The 16,539-nt window shown below is 63.5% G+C and carries 18 protein-coding genes; all 18 read right to left on the bottom strand.

Going from position 1 to position 16,539, the window contains the following annotated elements; translation table 11 throughout:
* Positions 1 to 24 precede the first annotated feature (24 nt).
* Complete coding sequence (gene traF / locus RN02_RS24410; protein ID WP_161796260.1) at positions 25 to 552, bottom strand: conjugative transfer signal peptidase TraF; 528 nt, start codon at positions 550 to 552, stop codon at positions 25 to 27.
* 8 nt (positions 553 to 560) lie between these two features.
* Positions 561 to 2,399, bottom strand: coding sequence for a type IV secretory system conjugative DNA transfer family protein (locus tag RN02_RS24405; RefSeq protein WP_043317503.1), 1,839 nt, complete (start codon positions 2,397 to 2,399; stop codon positions 561 to 563).
* 46 nt (positions 2,400 to 2,445) lie between these two features.
* On the bottom strand, positions 2,446 to 2,991 hold the full coding sequence (locus RN02_RS33495) for an IncP plasmid survival protein KfrC family protein (RefSeq protein ID WP_052267837.1): 546 nt from the start codon (positions 2,989 to 2,991) through the stop codon (positions 2,446 to 2,448).
* A gap of 12 nt (positions 2,992 to 3,003) precedes the next feature.
* Positions 3,004 to 3,753 carry a TraX family protein gene (locus tag RN02_RS24395; protein ID WP_082033879.1) on the bottom strand — a complete coding sequence of 250 codons (750 nt, stop codon included), beginning with the start codon at positions 3,751 to 3,753 and terminating at the stop codon, positions 3,004 to 3,006.
* A gap of 9 nt (positions 3,754 to 3,762) precedes the next feature.
* Positions 3,763 to 5,460 (bottom strand): phospholipase effector Tle1 domain-containing protein, encoded by a 1,698-nt coding sequence (locus tag RN02_RS24390; RefSeq protein WP_052267835.1) that lies wholly within the window; start codon positions 5,458 to 5,460, stop codon positions 3,763 to 3,765.
* Between the two features lie 71 nt (positions 5,461 to 5,531).
* Positions 5,532 to 6,158, bottom strand: coding sequence for a hypothetical protein (locus tag RN02_RS24385; protein WP_236695223.1), 627 nt, complete (start codon positions 6,156 to 6,158; stop codon positions 5,532 to 5,534).
* Between the two features lie 97 nt (positions 6,159 to 6,255).
* Entirely contained in the window at positions 6,256 to 6,870 is a 615-nt protein-coding gene (locus RN02_RS24380) for a transglycosylase SLT domain-containing protein (protein WP_043317499.1), read from the bottom strand.
* An 11-nt stretch (positions 6,871 to 6,881) separates the two neighbouring features.
* A complete protein-coding gene (locus RN02_RS24375) occupies positions 6,882 to 7,184 on the bottom strand; it encodes a TrbM/KikA/MpfK family conjugal transfer protein (RefSeq protein ID WP_043317497.1) in 303 nt (100 codons plus the stop codon).
* Positions 7,185 to 7,197: 13 nt separating this feature from the next.
* Positions 7,198 to 8,847 (bottom strand): P-type conjugative transfer protein TrbL, encoded by a 1,650-nt coding sequence (gene trbL / locus RN02_RS24370; protein WP_052267833.1) that lies wholly within the window; start codon positions 8,845 to 8,847, stop codon positions 7,198 to 7,200.
* Complete coding sequence (locus tag RN02_RS33780; RefSeq protein ID WP_161796259.1) at positions 8,844 to 9,011, bottom strand: hypothetical protein; 168 nt, start codon at positions 9,009 to 9,011, stop codon at positions 8,844 to 8,846. Before RN02_RS33780 ends, trbL begins: the two co-directional genes overlap by 4 nt.
* Complete coding sequence (gene trbJ, locus RN02_RS24365) at positions 9,008 to 9,775, bottom strand: P-type conjugative transfer protein TrbJ (RefSeq protein ID WP_082033878.1); 768 nt, start codon at positions 9,773 to 9,775, stop codon at positions 9,008 to 9,010. The genes RN02_RS33780 and trbJ overlap by 4 nt, the downstream gene beginning before the upstream one ends.
* Positions 9,776 to 9,797: 22 nt before the next feature.
* Positions 9,798 to 11,183 carry a TrbI/VirB10 family protein gene (locus tag RN02_RS24360; RefSeq protein ID WP_043317495.1) on the bottom strand — a complete coding sequence of 462 codons (1,386 nt, stop codon included), beginning with the start codon at positions 11,181 to 11,183 and terminating at the stop codon, positions 9,798 to 9,800.
* A 6-nt stretch (positions 11,184 to 11,189) separates the two neighbouring features.
* Positions 11,190 to 11,624, bottom strand: a complete 435-nt coding sequence (locus RN02_RS24355) for a hypothetical protein (RefSeq protein ID WP_043317625.1) — start codon at positions 11,622 to 11,624, stop codon at positions 11,190 to 11,192.
* A gap of 2 nt (positions 11,625 to 11,626) precedes the next feature.
* The gene (trbG, locus tag RN02_RS24350; RefSeq protein WP_043317493.1) at positions 11,627 to 12,517 is read right to left on the bottom strand and encodes a P-type conjugative transfer protein TrbG; all 891 of its coding nucleotides are present in this window, start codon (positions 12,515 to 12,517) and stop codon (positions 11,627 to 11,629) included.
* A gap of 10 nt (positions 12,518 to 12,527) precedes the next feature.
* Entirely contained in the window at positions 12,528 to 13,277 is a 750-nt protein-coding gene (locus RN02_RS24345; RefSeq protein WP_043317491.1) for a conjugal transfer protein TrbF, read from the bottom strand.
* Complete coding sequence (locus RN02_RS24340) at positions 13,274 to 15,832, bottom strand: VirB4 family type IV secretion/conjugal transfer ATPase (RefSeq protein WP_043317489.1); 2,559 nt, start codon at positions 15,830 to 15,832, stop codon at positions 13,274 to 13,276. Before RN02_RS24340 ends, RN02_RS24345 begins: the two co-directional genes overlap by 4 nt.
* The gene (locus RN02_RS24335; RefSeq protein WP_043317487.1) at positions 15,829 to 16,140 is read right to left on the bottom strand and encodes a conjugal transfer protein TrbD; all 312 of its coding nucleotides are present in this window, start codon (positions 16,138 to 16,140) and stop codon (positions 15,829 to 15,831) included. Before RN02_RS24335 ends, RN02_RS24340 begins: the two co-directional genes overlap by 4 nt.
* A 3-nt stretch (positions 16,141 to 16,143) precedes the next feature.
* Positions 16,144 to 16,536 carry a conjugal transfer system pilin TrbC gene (trbC, locus tag RN02_RS24330; protein WP_043317485.1) on the bottom strand — a complete coding sequence of 131 codons (393 nt, stop codon included), beginning with the start codon at positions 16,534 to 16,536 and terminating at the stop codon, positions 16,144 to 16,146.
* Positions 16,537 to 16,539: the final 3 nt, after the last annotated feature.

Genomic DNA, 16,539 nt, shown 5'->3' with positions numbered 1-16,539 from the left:
CCGCCCGCGGCGGATGGCCGTGACTCAGTCGCCCGCCTTGCCCCAGACCAATACCGGCCGCACCACCTCGCCCAACTGGCTGCGCGGTATGGGCCCGAAGTAGCGGCCATCGAAGGACAACCGGCTGTAATCGGAGAGCATCAGCACCTGGCCGGCCGCCAATTGGAAGCGATCGCTGTCGGGCCGGGGCATCGCCCTGCCCCTGGGGTCAACGTCCAGGCGCTGGCTGCGCGCCTGCAATTGGCCGTTGACGCTGATGCCAGCAGGCTGGATAGCTACCTCGTCACCCGCTTCACCCACCAGGCGCTTGAGCAGGCGCATGTAGCCGCCGGGACAAGTGCCGGCAGCCAGATAACCACGCTCGTGGGCGAGGCGAAACACCTCGCGCTGCGGAGGGCAGAACAGTACCAGGTCGCCCCGCGCCGGCACCTTGTCCACCACCCAGTAGAGTCCGGGCGGGAAGCTGCTGGTGGTGTTGATGCGCAACCCGGCATGCAGTACCAGCGGCAAGGCACAGAAAGCCGCGATCGCCGCCAGTGCGGCGATACTCAACGGCCGCATCAGGCATTGGCCCTGGCGGGATGCCGGTCGATGGTCCGGTCGCTTTCTCGCGGTGCCGGCACCCGCGCCCTGGCCAGGAACACCGGGTCCTGGAAATACAGCGGCTGCTTGCCGTAGAAGGCCGGGAAGCCGGCGCAGTAAACCACCATGTCGCCCGCCTCCTGGATGTTGCCCTGGCTGTCCTTGCGCGGCCCCGGCATGCGTAGAGCCTCATCCACGGTCAACAGTGGACGCTGCACTTCCTGCAGGGTCCGGGAAACCTGGCCCAGCAGCGCGCTGGAGCGCCGCCCGCTGGTGGTGATCTGCTCCTTGACGATGGTGGTCTGCCCGGTCAGCTTGGACAGGTGTTCGGCGGTCTCCACGCGGTTCGGCGGGTAGGCGTTCTGGATGTGGCAGTTGGAGGTGATGCTCTCGTTCTGCCCGTAGAACTCCTGCAACTGCGAGAGATCCTGGACAATCAGGTAGCACTTGATGCCATAGCCGGCCACGAAGGCCAGCGACTCCTGCATGATGTCCAGCTTGCCGAGGCTGGGGAACTCGTCGAGCATCATCAGCAGGCGGTGCTTGTAGTGCGCCTTGGGCCGGCCATCCTCGAAATCCATCTTGTCCGCCAGCAGGCGCACGATCATGTTCACCAGGATGCGCACCAGCGGGCGCAGGCGCGCCTTGTCGTTGGGCTGGGTGATGATGTACAGGCTCAGCGGATCGTCGTGGTTCATCAGGTCGCGGATCTTGAACTCCGAACGGCTGACGTTGCGCGCCACTATCGGGTCGCGGAACAGCGACAGGTAGGACTTGGCGGTGGACAGTACCGAGCCGGCCTCTTCCGCCGGGCGGTCGAGCATGTCCCGGGCCGCCGAGCCCACCAGCGGATGGTTCTCGCCATTGAGATGGCCATAGTGAGTCATCTCCTGCCAGAGCTCCTCGATCGGCCGAGACGGATCGGCCAGCATGGCGTCCAGTGCCGGCAGGCTGGCCACGCCCCCCTCGTCCAGCGAGCGATAGCACAGGTGCAGGATGCAGCCCACCAGCAGGGCCTGGGAGGTCTTCTGCCAATGATCGTTGAGACCCTTGCCATCGGGGTCGACGATCAGCGTGGCGAGGTTCTGTACGTCGCCCACTTCGAACTCGGTGCCCAGGCGGATTTCTTCCAGAGGGTTCCAACCCACGCAGCCATTGGCAGTTGCCGGCTCGAAGCGCAGCACCCGGTTGCCGGCGTGCTGCTGCCGCCAACCGGCGGTCAGCGCCCAGAGTTCACCCTTGAGGTCGGTGATTACGGCACTGTGCTTCCACGACAGCAGGGTCGGGATCACCAACCCGACGCCCTTGCCGCTACGGGTCGGGGCGAAGGTCAGGATATGCTCCGGGCCGTTGTGGCGCAGGTAATGCAGCTTGTTGCGCTTATCGAGCCAGGCACCGACATAAACGCCCTCGTCCGCCAGCAGGCCGGCGCTCTCGATATCCTTGCGCGCGCCCCAGCGAGCGGAACCATGGAGGAACTGGTTGGCCGTGGCGCTGTTGCGCTGGATCAGCCGGACCACCACCAGCGCCATCATGCCAGCCGCACTGACCAGCATGCCGAGGGAGCCCGCGCGTAACAATGCGTCCTGGTACTGATCCGACCACTTCGCCGCCCACACCAGGATCATCCAGGGTGCATAGACTCCGCCCAGGCTGTCCCCGAGCGCCGGGTGCTCGCCATAGAGATGGGCGAAGTACTGGGTGGCGGTCACAAGACCGGCCAGCAGGAACAGGATGGCCAGCAGCGCCTGCCAAACGTTGCCGCCGCTGCGCTGGCCGCCACGAATCTGCGGGCCGACGGCATTGTTGTGCTTCATTGGGTTCGCTCCGTGAACGAAGTTGACGGGAAGGGGACCACCAGTCTCAGGAAGGCATGGGCCTTGACCGGCCGGGCTCGCAGGTCTGGTTTTGCCGCCGGTTTTCCTGCCGGCTGCGCTCGGCCTGGCGCTGCAGGCTCCATTGCGCCGCCAGCTCCGGCTGTTCGGCGCGCAGTTTGCGAGCCGCCAGCTCCTCGATGCGTGGGGCATACAAGCCCATGCCCTGGTGCAACTCATGCACCCGCTCCAGGCGTGCCTGCAGCAGTTGCAGGCGCCCCTGACATTCGGCCTGACGCTGCTGCCAGGCGGCGCGCGCCGAAGGTAGCGCCAGGAATCCGGGACGCCCGGCCTGGCCTTGCTGCAGCAGGGCCTGCTGGTGCTCGATCAAGGCTTCGAGACGCTCTTCGATGGCCTCGGCCTGGGCCTGCTTCTGCTCCACGCATAGCGCCAGCGCCTCGCCATAACGGCTTTGCAGCGAGGCTGTTTGCAGTAGCGCCGCTTGCTCCCCGGCCAGTTGCTGCGCCTGGCTTTCCAGGGCCTCGCCGGTGTCGGAGACGGTGGCCGGAAGGCCGGGTTTCTTGTCGTCGGGCATGGGGGCTGGGCTTCAGATGAGGAATAGATAACCGGCCTTGGCCATGGGAATGCGGATCAGCCATAGCGCCAGCAGGTGCAACGGGTAATAGGCATAGAACAGCCAACGCCAGCGCGGAATGCGCAGATCGATGGTGCTTGCCAATAGGATCAGCGGCAGCGCTGCCACGGCCCAGTAGTTGCGATTGACCAGATACAGGGCGGCCAGGGCCGCGAGAACAAGGGTCAACGCCGTCCAGCCGGGCTGCCGCCGATACCAGCCGAAGGCCAGGCCCAACAGCACTGCTGGCCACCAGAACTCCACCAGCGCGCCACCGACCAGCACCACGAGCAGGGCGCCCAGCAGTGCGCAACGCCGCCCCATCGCTGCGTGGTCCAGGCACCAGGTCGCCAGGGTGATCGCCAGCAGAGTGAAGAAGATGTTCAGCGGATACCAGCCACCGCTCAGGCCGCCCAGTGCGATGAACGGTGGCGTCGCCAGCAGGCCGAACAATGTCAGGCGCAGCGCTGTGCGCGAGTAGGCGCCGCTGGCCAAGGCGCCCGGCCGCGCCAGGTTCCAGGCGAGGACGAAGACGAACAGCGGCATCGCCAGGCGCCCGGCCTCGAACAGCCAGGGCAGTGTCTCGTTGAACAGGTACTTGTTGATGTGATCACCACTCATCAACAGCAGCGCCAACCACTTCAGTGCTTCCAGCGAGCCGTCGGCGATCATCAGGCGCGGTGCGCGCCAGTTGCCGGCCAGCGTAGTGCTCTTCGCTTCCATGCCCGGCACTCAGCGACGGATCGCCTTGCCCAGGCCGGCGTCCAGCTCCAGCTTCGGCGCTTGGGAGCGACTCAGGTCGTCCATGCCCTTGCCGTGGACAATCGCCGTGCTCCTGCCGACCTGGTAGGTGCGGTTCGGATCGCAGTCGCGGCGGTCATGGATGACGAACTCGTTGGTCTGGCCGATCTTCTGCAGGATGTGGTGCTCGTCCATGTCCACCACCAGCCCGCTGAAGGCCTTGCGGCCGCTCTGGGAGGCTTCGCTGACGCTGGCAGAAGGATTGAGCGCACGCGCCTTGTCTTCCATGGCCTTGAAAGAGTGGGTGCGCTGCGAGGCCTGGGAATCGGTCTTGAGTTGCGGTTCGCTCCCGGGCGGTACCGGTACCTGCTGCAGATCGAGGTTGCTGATATACCCCCGCTCCGGACGAGACGCTGCCATTGACTTGGCCAGCTCTTCAGTCTGTTGGCGGGAAGCCTTTTGATATTCTGCCAACGCTCGATCGAAATCATCCTGCCCGCGCGCCTCCGTTCGTTCGGAACGAGTCCGCACTCCGGTGTACTCAGCCATTCGGTCCTTGAGCTGTTCTCCAACTTTGGAGAACCAGTTGCCGACTGACTCTACGCCTCGCTGAATGCCGGGCTTGCTGAGTGAATTGTCGTTCTCGAAGATGACTCCTCGCCCGCTGGCCTGGTGCTCGAAGGGCCGGTTTTGCCGGTCAAAGAGGTTGACCGTGCCTCGCTCCATCGGAAACGGCGTGTTGTCCACTGTCTGGAACGAGCCATCCGCGCCGCGGGTGAAAGCCTCGTTACCCGCCTTCAGACGCGAATCGATCAACGCCTCCTGGACCTTGTCCGGGTTCTTGATCAGTTCGTTGTACTGCCCGATGCGTTGCACGTCTTCCTGCTGCATCGGCTTCATCTCGATACCGGCAGCCTGCAGACGGTCATACATCACCGCCAGCGGTCCTGCCGCCAGCACATCGTTGCGGTAACCGCCACCGACCTGCGAATGCGCTCCGGCGAACTTCAGCTCCTCGATACGCGAGTTGTCGTCGTTGCGCAGAGCGCTGGTCAGGCGGAAGGTATCGCGGTATTCGTTCATCGCCACCAGGTGGGTGGTCGAGTCGACGTTCTTGCCAATCTCCAGGTTCTTCCCCAGATGGGTATCGGACATCGCGTTGCCATAAGAGGCCACGGTGTCGAAGATGCCCAGCTTGTGCACATGGGCCTGGCCCGGCGGAATCAGGAAGTCGCCCGTGGGTTGCCCCTGGCCATCCAGCTTCGGCACGCCACGCTCGATGAACTCGTTGGCGAGCGCGCGGGACTGTGCCGCACCTCGACTGAAGCCGACGATGTTCACATCGACCTTCTGGTCCGGGTATTTATTGTGGAAAGCGACTATGGCCTCGTAGGCCTGCTCGATCCGCGAGTCGCCGCCCAGACCGGTGCCCCCCTCCAACAGCGATCGTGGCGTGATCCTGGCCTGGCTGCCGACGCCGTCGAAATAAACCTTCTCCGACTGCCCCGACCTATCATGGGCATCGTACGTGAGCGGCTCGTGCCCGGAATTGCGAGCCAGGTTGGTGCCCTTGGCCGTATCGAGCTCGTAGAGCCGGGCCACATTGGTATGCGTGCCCTCGGGTGTATTCAGGTCCTTGTTGTTGCCGGTGCCATCGAAATACACCGTGAAGCGCAATGCATCGCTCATGTCACATCCCTATGAACCACTCCAACGGTAGAACAGGCTCCGCCTTCAGGAGCGCCCTTGCCGCAGCGCTGTCAGGAGCCTGGCTTGTTGAGGGTCACGATCAGATCGTGGACGCCATCGCCAGCCGCCCTGATGAATGCCTGGTAGAACTCCCGCCCCTTGAGAAGCAGGGGTGAGCCTTTTAGCGAATCGGCCGCGGCATCCACGGCAGCGCCACCGAAGTCTTCGCCCATTCGCTCTACACTGCGGTTCCGTGCCGAGGGGTCGTCATAAGGCTTCTGATACCAACTGGCGATCTGGTACTCGACGCCCTCTTCCTCGAACTTGGCCTTGAGGTGGGCGGCCAGGGCGAACAGCGTCTCGCGAGTCAACGTGGGATCGACATTCTGCGCCTTGAGAAAGTCTTCAACGCGCGTGGCGGCCGCGAAAATCAGGTCCTCATGGGTATATCCCTGCATGGGCGGGAAGACGCCGTCGGGAAGTTTCATTCCGGGGGTATAGGGCTGGTAATGGCCTTGCTTGTCTTTCATGGAAAACTCCTTGGCGTGAAGCGCAGAAGGTGTGATCGGCAGGAGCAGGCAGGCTCCCAGCACGAGAGGCACCAGCGAACCCGGGCGCAAGCGGCCCCAGGCCTTCGCCGGCCGGCGCGATCCTGGCTGCGCGGTGGCGACGCTCGCAGCGATGGTCGGTTGATTCAAGCGATCACTCCCTGTATCCGCATTGCAGTGGGTCCTTGTGCATGTCGTACCCTTTCGAGGCAGGCGCGGATGAACTCCGCGGAACCTCTGACCACGGTCATTGGTGATTGCTCCCCAGCAACAGAGACCTCGGCACGTAACCTGAAACGGACTCTCGCGGGAAGGCGACATGTGCATTGGCGCCATGCCCTTGTGGCGTGGCTTGCGCAGCAACCTGGGCAACGCTGGCAGGGCCTGGCGAGGCTCCTGAGGTCACCCCGTCCTGCGCTACTTGCTGAGTGACGAAGCGCGCATCCAGCCAGTCCGCCCAGTAGGCGGCACGACGCATCACCAGTTGGCGGTAGCGGGCGTTGATCTCCGGCGTGCGCGAGTGGTAGTTGGCAACGCGGGTCCAGAGGTCACCGCTGTCATTGCGCACATGGCTACGAATGCGCCAGGCCGCCAGTTCGTAGGAGTAGCAGCCGGCCTTCTCCACGTCCTGTGCGGTAATGCCGTAGCGCGAAAGTTCCTTCAGGTAGGCGGTATTGAACTGCATGGGGCCTACGTCGTAGGTACCGTTGCTGTTGCGCACCCATTGCCCGGGCTTGCCGGACTCCTGGCCGGCGACCGCGAGCACTATATTCACCGGCAGCTCGTATTTCACCGCCGCCATGATCGAGCAGGCAACGGGTTCGGTCAGGGCGGCGGGTGGAAGGTCGGCAACGAACGGCATGGCGACGTGCCTCAGATGACCTTGCCGAACTTGTTGTTGATCGCCTTGGTCGCGCTCGGGTCGGCCTTTGGGCAACTATCGAGGAAAGACTGGCGCGCATCCGCAGTCTGGCTCAATTTGATCTTGCCCTTCCTCTTCTTGACGATGTCGAAGTAGTCGGCGACCGGACCGTCACAGTTCTCCACCGTGCCGGCACCCTTGAGCTTGCCCCACATGCACAGCACGGTGGCGCACGGATCCTTGGCCTGGGCCGGCAGCGCGATGGCGAAACTGGCGGCCAGCACGGCCGCCGGAAGAATCCTGGCGATAGTCATGAGCACTCCTTGTTCAACTGTTTTCCTGTTTGCTGTCGCGATAGGCCGCCACTTCGGAGGCCGGGTCGAAACTGCGACTGGACGAACTGGTGTCCAGACGTGCGCTATTGCCGTTGGCTCCGGCGTTGGAAACGGCCGTAGCGAGCTGCCCACCCATAGATTTGTCGATGCGCGACTGGGCCATGCGTCCCATACCAGCGGCCAGGTTAGCTCCCATATCCAGAGCAATACGCCCGGCGGTTCCCATCTTGCTGGAGGAGGCGCTGGCGCCACTGCCACCAGAGCTACCCTTGGCCTGGCCGCCACCTGTACCGCCGCCGTCGGCTGCACCTTGGCCATCACCACTGGTATTCATGCCACCTGCTTCGGTCGATATGCTCCCGCCACCACTGTCGGCTGCTTGAGCCACGGCGCCAATGCCTCCGTCCGAGGCACCCTCCGATGAGCTACCAGAGCCCCCCGACCCACCACCAGAATATTCTCCCCCAGCGGAAGAAGCCGCAGAGACAGCAGAACCACCTCCCATACCCACGGACGACGCGGACGCCAAGCCCATGGCGCCCCCCAGAGGGCTCGCACCACCGCCACCGCCACCGCCACCGCCACCGAACATGCCGGACATTCGCGACGCAATATCCATCCCTGCTGCGACGTTGGACTGGGCACCTTTGAATGCCGAATATATGGATTGAGCGCCACCGGCCAGATTGCTCGCAAGGGACGCGCCACCGGACGCGACGGCACCTACGACAGATGCAGCAGTAGAGGCCGCGCCGACAGCAGCACCCGCCACCGCTCCCGCACTGAACGACCCGGAGGCCGATGCCGCACCTCCGCCGCCAGGAATCAAGCCGGCGATGATGTTGGGGAGGGTATGTATGAGTATCGCGAGAACAAACGCCACCACGCAGGGAACCAGAAGTTGCTCAACCGAGGCGCCGCCCTGAATCTTCTGCAGGAGATTGTTCATGACTGACATGGCGATGCCGATCATTAGCGTCATGGCCAGTAGCTTCATGGCTATCCCAGCGACGGCTCGGAAGTAGCCTATGGCGATATCGGAGGTCCAGCGCGAACCGCCAAAGCCCAGGACGAACATTCCGGCATAAGCCATGACCCATGCGGTCACCAGAACCATCAGTACATTGGCAGCTACAGTGGCAAGACACAGCAAAATGATCAAACAAACGATGACGATCGCCAGGCTGTCAGCGGGCTTGAAGATACTGACGTTCTTGGATGCCTTGGAGATGATGTCAAAGCCGATACTTATCGGCGTGGAGGGATTCAGCGTGTCGACCCCTCCGGCTTTTGACCCAATGGTCATCAAGGACCGGATGATATCCATGGCGTATTCCGGGCCATGGCGCAACAACCACAGGTAAAACCCGGTGAAAATGGTGAACCGGATGAACTCGGCGAAGAACTCACCGATATCTGCCTTGCGCATCACCATAAAACCGAAGGTCCAAACCAGCGAGATTGTGGCCAGCGTCCAGAACAGCCATGTCGCATAGGTACTGATAGTGCTGGCCCACCCAGAAGAGGCCCGCATGAACTCCTCGGTCACGTCGTTGAGAACACCCCCAGTCTCGGCTGCTGCTGTCTGAGACAGCAGCAGCGTGGCGAAGAGGATCACAAGTTGAGTGACCGAAGGTCTCATGGTTTGAATCCCTTATCCTTGCTTCGATCCGGTGGAGTGATATTCCAGAGTTTTTCACTAGCGGCCTGTTGTTCCTTGGCCTTCTTTTCATCCTCGGAATCCCAGCAACCGCTCAGCAACAAAACGGTGGCAGTGGCGAGAATGGCGACGATAGTGCGTTTCATGGTTTAAACCCCTGGTCTTTGCTGCGGTCGGGTGAGGAAATTGTCCAGAATCGCTCGCTGGCGGCCTGCTGCATGGACTCCTTGTCGGCCTGAGCCTGCTGCTGGGTGGCAATGGCATTCTGCTGGGTCATCAGCAGCGAGCGAATCTGAAGCAACTGATTGGCCTGCTGACTGGCCAACTGGTTGGCATAGCTGATGGCCTCCATTTGCCCCTTAGCGCCTTGGGCATTGCGCTGAAGATCCTGAAGAGTGGAGGCGTCGCGCTTGAGATTGCGCTGTTGCTCATCCAGGCCCCGGAATACGGCGTCGTTGGCCTTTTTTTGACTCTCACTGGCCAACTCTTGAGTCTTCTCCAGAGCAGCGCGATCGGCGTCGGAACAACCTGCCGAGGTGAAACAGGGACTGTTCTTGTAGTAGTCCAAGTCCTGGAACTGCCCGAGGTAGTCATCCAGGCTGCCGAGTTGCTGTTTGTAGTAAGCCAACGTGTCGGTAGCCTGGCTCAGCTTGTTGATAGTGTCCTGAGCTTGGTCCCAGATGTAGGACGCAGGGGCCAACGTGTTTTGCAATTGGTTCTCGTACTGTTCCAACTGGGTTTGATATTGCTCGATCTGCTTGAGCGTCTGGGACACCGACTCGGTTGCGGTCATGATGTTCTGGGTGAGGTTGCCACCATCAATTACGGGAATACCGGCCTGGGTCGGCAGGGCGAATCCGATACCGGCCGATAGCGCAATGGCGGCATTCAACAAGTGCATGGGCTTCATGTTGCTCTCCTTGGCAGGTGGCTCAGTAGTCGAAGGCCTGGTACGGCTTCGAGAAGGTCATGTCCTTGGTGACCATGACGTTGAAGCGGTAGCCCGGGCGGATTTCCAGGGTCGGGGCGATGTTCAGGTTCTTGGCGATCATCTGGGCGGTGACCTGACCCAATTGCTGGCCGAGAGCCTCGCTCATCGCGCTGCTGGCGGTCTGCCGGTCGTTGTAGCTGTCACTGTTACGGTCCTGGCTGAGGCTGATGCCGGCGACGATGCCCGACATCAGGAAGGCCGAGCCGAAGACCCGCAGGTAGTGGTTGTTGACCTGGTCGCTGAAGCCGGAATAGCCAGCACTGTCGGCGCCGGCCATGGAGCCGATGTCCATGGCCTTGCCGTCGGGAAAGACGATCCGCTGCCAGGCCACCAGCACCCGCGACTGGCCGTAGGCGACGTCACTGGAATATGAGCCGACCAGACGCGAGCCCTGGGGGATGAGCAGGTACTTGCCAGTAGGCGTGTCATATACGCCCTGGGACACCTGGGCCATGATCTGTCCGGGCAAGTCGGAATTGATCCCCGAGACCAGGGTCGCTGGTACCACATAGCCAGCACGCAGCTCGAAAGGCGAGCGCGGGGCTTCCAGGGCCGAGTCCAGGCGCCAACGGTCTTCGCTGCCCTGCTTGCCGAACTGGTCGTAGCCACGCCCGGCGGCGGCAGTCTGAACCAGGAAGGGCGAGTCCGAGGCGCTACCGTCCATACCGCTACCGCCACTAGCGCCGAGCAGGCCAGAGGAGCGCAGTTCTGCCAGGCGCGCCTTGTAGGCAGCGGTGGGGTCGGTATGCGATTGCTCCTGCAGGCGCTGGCGGGCCGCGGCGATGCGCGCGAGAGCTTCCTGCTGCGTTTGTGGGGCGCTCGCTGAGCTGGAGCCGCGGCTACGCGGTGCGTCGACCTGCACCGTGCTTCTGGCCCGGACAGCCTCCTGGAACTGCTGCATCTTCATGCGGCGGATACGCTCCAGTTCCTCGGCGTCCACGTTCGGCGGCAGATCGCGTGGCGGCAGCGGCGGTGCGTCGAGATTGCTGGGGCGCACCACCTGCAGGGCCGCCGGCTGCGCAGGTTTATCGTCAAGCGTCGGCAGCGCTGGCGGCTCGGCCTTGCTGGGGATGATGCCATCCTGGTCGATGCCCTTGATCTGCTGGGCGAACAGGCTGCTGTTGCCGCCCTTCTCGGCCTCCTTCTCGGCCGGCTTGCTCTGTTGCTCGGCACGGTCGGCGGCGACCAGCAGCATGATCAGCAGGAAGAGCATGGCGGCCCCACCGATGATGTACATCGGCCAGTTGTTGACCCGACGCACGCCACTGCGACGGGAAAGGGTCCCGGGCGATGCGTCCGGGGACATGGCGTCGTTGCTGCTACTCATCGCCACTCACTCCTTGCGGACCCAGACGCCGGCCGGTTGCAGGCCTTCGTTCTGCACTATGTAGGCACGACTGATCGACTCCCGCCCGTATTGCAGGGTGACCCGGTAGAGGTTGCTGTTCTTGGGGGCGTCGACGATGTAGTTCACCAGCAATGGGGCATTGGCGGCACTGCTCGGCTTCGCCTGGGGGCTGAACTCCTGCACCGAATAGCCGGCGGCGCGTAGCGAGCGGACCAGCGCCACACCGTAGCCGTCGGTGGCCTCCTGGCCGATCTGCAAGCGGGTACCGGCAGGCGGGCGAAGTACCGTCAGCTGGCGCGCCGAGTCAGTGGCCAGGCGCTGGTTGAGCGCAGGTGTGCTGCGCTCGGTGAAGTTGCCATAAGGGCCGCTGGCACAGCCGGCAAGGCAAGCGAGCAGCGCGAAAAGCATCCTGGCGCGCATGATCATTTACCCCGCTGGATGGTGATGCGGTCCTGCGACTTGCCCACCCCGGCGATCAGGATCGCCTTGTCGAACACGGTATCGACGATGTAGCGGTCGCCCTGTACGCGGTAGTTGACCATCACCGTCTCGTCGTCGCGGAACCAGCCGCCGTCCTTGCGGACCACCAGCAGAGTCGGGGCTTCGCTCTGAGCCATGGTGCCGGGCATCTGGATGATGGTCTTGCGACCGTCGTTGTAGACCCGTACCGGCTTCCAGGAAGTCTCGCCGCTGATGCTGTAGTCGAAGCTCAGGTTGCCCAGGTACTCGCCGGTTTCCGGGATGGTCGCCTTCCTGCGCTCGGTGGCCTCGCGGGTCTTGATGAGGTTCCACTTGGCCAGCGCCTCTTCCGGATAGGTGAAGGCCACCTGCGGCATGTACTGGGTGCGATGCGAACGCAGCTTGATGTGGTAGGTGCGGCGATTGGTGGTGACCACCAGCGAGGTCTCCAGGCCGACGTCCATGGGCTTGACGATCAGGTGCTGCACCTCGGTTTCGCCGACCCCGGTGATGGCCGGCTCGACGGTCCAGCGCGCGGTATCGCCGAGGTTGATCGAATTGACCTGCTCACCGGCCTGCAGGGCGATGTCGCAGACCTGCAACACGGCGCAGACCACGCTCGGCTGCTGCGCGCCGTAGATGAAGCGTACGGTGCCGTCGCCACCGTCCACCGGCTTGATGCCAGTGGCGCTGGCCTGCTGCCAGCGCTGCGAAATGGAGATGGCCGCCTGTTCCTGGGGCGTCAGGGTCGGGTTGTTATCGGAAAAATACAGATCAGCCGCAGTGCTTCCCGGCGCGGCTTGCGCGAGCAGCGGCAGACTGGCCGCGAGCAGGGCGCAAAGGTAACGGTTCATGGTCGATCCCTCAGAGTTGCTTGGACCAGGAGAAATCGCGGACGAAGGTCCCGATCGGGTTCATCCGCATCTGTTCTTCGCTGGTCTGTGTCGTAGGTTCGGCGACGTAGGTGGTCACCAGAGCGCGCCAGGTCGCCTTGGCCTTCAGCAGCCCCTGGCGGTCACGGGTGACTTCCTCCCAGTCGACCTGCCAGGTTTCCGGGGTCTGCTGCATGACCGAGCGGATGTCCACGCTGACGGTTTCCTCGGCGGCGCGAACGAAGGGGCTGGAGTCCTTGGTGCCGTTGAGCCATTCGTTCATCTTCTGGGTCGCCGGGTCGTTGGGCGACAACAGCGCGTAGAGGCGGAAGATCGACTTGCGCTGCAGGGCCACGTCCGGCGTCACCGTACGGGCATCGGAAACGAAGGAGGCCACCTGCGACTTGAGCACGCGCAGGTCCACCGGCACCGCGGCCTGGGCGGGCGCCACGGCCATGGGTTGGCCGAGCTTGTCGACCTCGACCACATAGGGCACGAACTTCGACTGGCTGCCGATGTGGATAATGCCGCCGACCCCGGCCAGGGCGATCATCAGCGAGAGGATGCCCACCACCTGCCAGGACTGGCGCGAGGAAACCACGCTGCCCACATGATCGTTCCAGGTGCGGCGTGCGGTCAGATAGGGGTTGTCGAGGACTGCGCCACGTGGTGCGCTGGACTCGGCGGCCTTGGCGGCGGGGCGCTTGAAGACCAGTCCCTTGATGCTTTCAGCGAGGCTCATGCGGCCACTCCATAGTCGTTGAGTCTTAGTCCCCGGGCGGCGAGCCACTCATTCACCCAGGCGTCGCCGAACTTGGCTTCCAGGCGCTTGATGGCCGCTACCGATTCCTTGTCCGAAGAACCGACGAAGGCCAGGGCCAGCGGTCCCAGGGCCAGGTCGTAGAGACGCCGGCCGCTCTCCGACACGTAGTAGTACTGGCGCTTCGGCACGGCAGTGGCGAGGATCTCGATCTGCCGGGCGTTCAGGCCCATGCGCCGGTACAGCGCCGAGGTGTCCTCGTCACGGGCATAGACGTTGGGCAGGAAGATCTTGGTGGCGGTGGACTCGACTATGACATCGAGGATCCCGGAGTTGGCCGCGTCGGACAGGCTCTGGGTCGCCATCAACACCAGGCAGTTGGCCTTGCGCAGCACCTTCAGCCATTCGCGGATCTTCTCGCGGAACACCGGGTGGCCAAGCATCAGCCAGGCCTCGTCGAGGATGATCACCGAGGGCTGGCCCAGCAGGGCACGCTCGATACGCCGGAACAGGTACAGCAGCACCGGCAGGGCGTACTTGTCGCCCAGGTTCATCAGTTCCTCGATCTCGAAGACAGTGAAATCGGACAGCGCCAGGCCGTCTTCCTCGGCATCGAGCAAGTGGCCCATGGTGCCGTCCACCGTGTACTGGCGCAGGGTCTCGCGGATCGCCTCGTCCTGCACCATGACGCAGAACTCGGACAGGGTCCGGGAGCCATCGCGGTACATGGTCATCACCGCATGGCCGATCTCGTTGCGCTGGGCTGCGCTGGTCTCCAGGCCATTCAGGGCGAGAATGGTGTCCAGCCACTCCATGGCCCAGGCACGGTCGCCCTTGGTTTCCAGGAACTGCAACGGGCAGAAGGCCAGGCGCTCGTCGTCGGCGGCCACGGTGAAGTGCCGACCTGACTTCCCACCGCTCTCGGCGCGAATGCCGGCCGCCAGCGGGTACATCGACAGGCCCTTGTCGAAGGCGAAGATCGACATGCCCTGATAGCGCCGCAGCTGTGCGGCGATCAGCGCCAGGTGGGTGGACTTGCCGGCGCCGGTGGGGCCGAACATGAAGGTATGGCCCAGGTCCCGCACGTGCAGGTTGAGCCGGAACGGCGTCGAGCCACTGGTGACGCAGTGCATCAGCGCCGGCGACAGCGGCGGATACAAGGGACAAGGCGCGTCGGCGCTACCGGTCCAGATGCTGCTGGTGGGTAGCAGGTCGGCCAGATTGAGGGTGTTGATCAACGGCCGGCGCACATTCTCCACCCCATGGCCCGGCAGGCTGCCCAGATAGGCATCGAGGGTGTTGATCGACTCGATGCGGGCAGCGAAGCCGAGGCGCTCGATGGCCTTCTCGACGCTGCGGGCGGACTCTTCCAGGCGCCCGCGATCCTCGTCCATCAGCACCACGACGCTGGTGTAGTAGCCCTGGGCGACCAGTCCGCTGTTCACCTCGGCAATGGCGTCGGCGGCATCCTGGACCATGGCCAGGGCATCCTGGTCGATGTTTCCGGAGTTGGTGTTGAACACCTGGTCGAAGAAGCCGCGAACCTTCTGCTTCCACTTCTTGCGGTACTTCTCCAGGTGCTTCACCGCCTCATGGGTGTCCATGAAGATGAAACGGCTGGACCAGCGGTACTCGCAGGGCAGCTCGGCCAGGGCGGCAAGGATGCCGGGGGCTGACTCCAGGGGGAAACCTTCGATAGCCACCACCTGGATGAAATGGCGACCGACCTTCGGCACTACCCCACCCCAGAGTTCCTTGCCGCCGATAATCGAATCCAGGTACATGGGGTTGCTCGGCAGCAACACCGGCTGGCTGATGCCGGTGATGCAGAACTGCAGCCAGCTGAGGAAATCATCGCGAGTGACCTGCGAGCCATCCTCGTTGACCATGCGGTTGCCGCGCAGCCGGGTCAGCTTGAGCACCGACGACAGGCTGCCCTCGACACTGTTGCAGTCACGCTTGAACTGCTCGATCAGGTTGCGCGTACGCACCTTCGCATCCGGCGGTGCGGTATCGTCGTCGAACATCAGCTCGACGAACTTCTGCTGGGCCAACAACGGCGGGAAATAAGTGAGGGTCAGTACGAAATAGCCCTCGTAGAGGGTGCCGAGCGACTCGAACAGCCCGCGGCGTTCCTCGTCGATCGCCAGGGTCAGGCGGTCCGGGAAATGCGACACGCCCCTGGCGGAATAATTGGGTGCTGGCCGGCGCACTGCGTCGACATGGATCATCCAGCCGTTACCCAGGCCGGCGAGGGCCTGGTTGATACGCAGCGATACCAGCTCGCGCTGCTCCTCGGTGCTGCTGGCGTTGTCGTCTCCGCGGTACAGCCAGGCGGCCATGAAGGCGCCGTTCTTGCCGACCACCACGCCGTCGTCGACCATGGCCGCATGATTCAGCAGGTCCGCCAGGCCGGCCTCGGTGGAGCGATGCTTCTTCAGCTTGAGCTCCGCGTCCACCTGCAGCAGACGCTGGATCAGCAACAGGACCAGCAAGGCACCGAGGGCTGCGATGGCGTACGCAATACCTTCGATCATTTGTATTGACTTCCCTGACTTGGAGGATTGTCCCTGAACGGCGTGCTACGCGCCGGGTAGTACGACTTGTAGCGCCGGTGACGGAGATAGACATGGCGCATCTTCGGGTCCGCCTTGGCCATCACGCGGAGCATGAACAGCGAGCCGAACCAGAGCGCCAGGCCGACCACCGTTGCCCGCAACTCCTGGGCGCTGAAGATCAGCGCGAAAGCGAGCAATCCGGAAAACATCACCAGCTCGCGATCCCCGCCCATGAACAGGTTGTCCCGGTTTCCGGCCCGGCGAATGGGGATCGTGCGCAACGCCATGGGTTACACCTGACGCTCGGCAACGCCACCCTGGCCTTGCTGGGCGATCTCGGCGCTGGTACCGAAGAAGTTCTTCATCACGTTGTTGGCGCCGACGATCAGGGCCATTACCAGCACCAGGAAAATCAGGGTGCGGAAGAAGCCGTTGAGATCGCCGCCGAAGATCAGCACGCCGCCGGCGACCACGATGCCGATGATCGACAGGGCGAAGGCCACGGGACCGGTTACCGATTCGCGCAGGCTGGTCAGCCAGCTTTCATAGGGCAGCGAACCACCGCCACTGGAGGCGGCGAAAGCGTGCTCCGGCAGGGCCATGACGGCCAGCAGCAGGAAGCTGAACATCAGGTAGCCCAGGGCCGGGCCGGAAAAACGCGATTTGCACGGGATGCCTTGCATTTG

This window comes from Pseudomonas sp. PI1, assembly GCF_000812405.1.
Taxonomy (GTDB): domain Bacteria; phylum Pseudomonadota; class Gammaproteobacteria; order Pseudomonadales; family Pseudomonadaceae; genus Pseudomonas; species Pseudomonas citronellolis.
The sequence above is the reverse complement of the archived record's forward strand: the minus strand, read 5'-3'. Positions and strand labels throughout refer to the sequence as shown.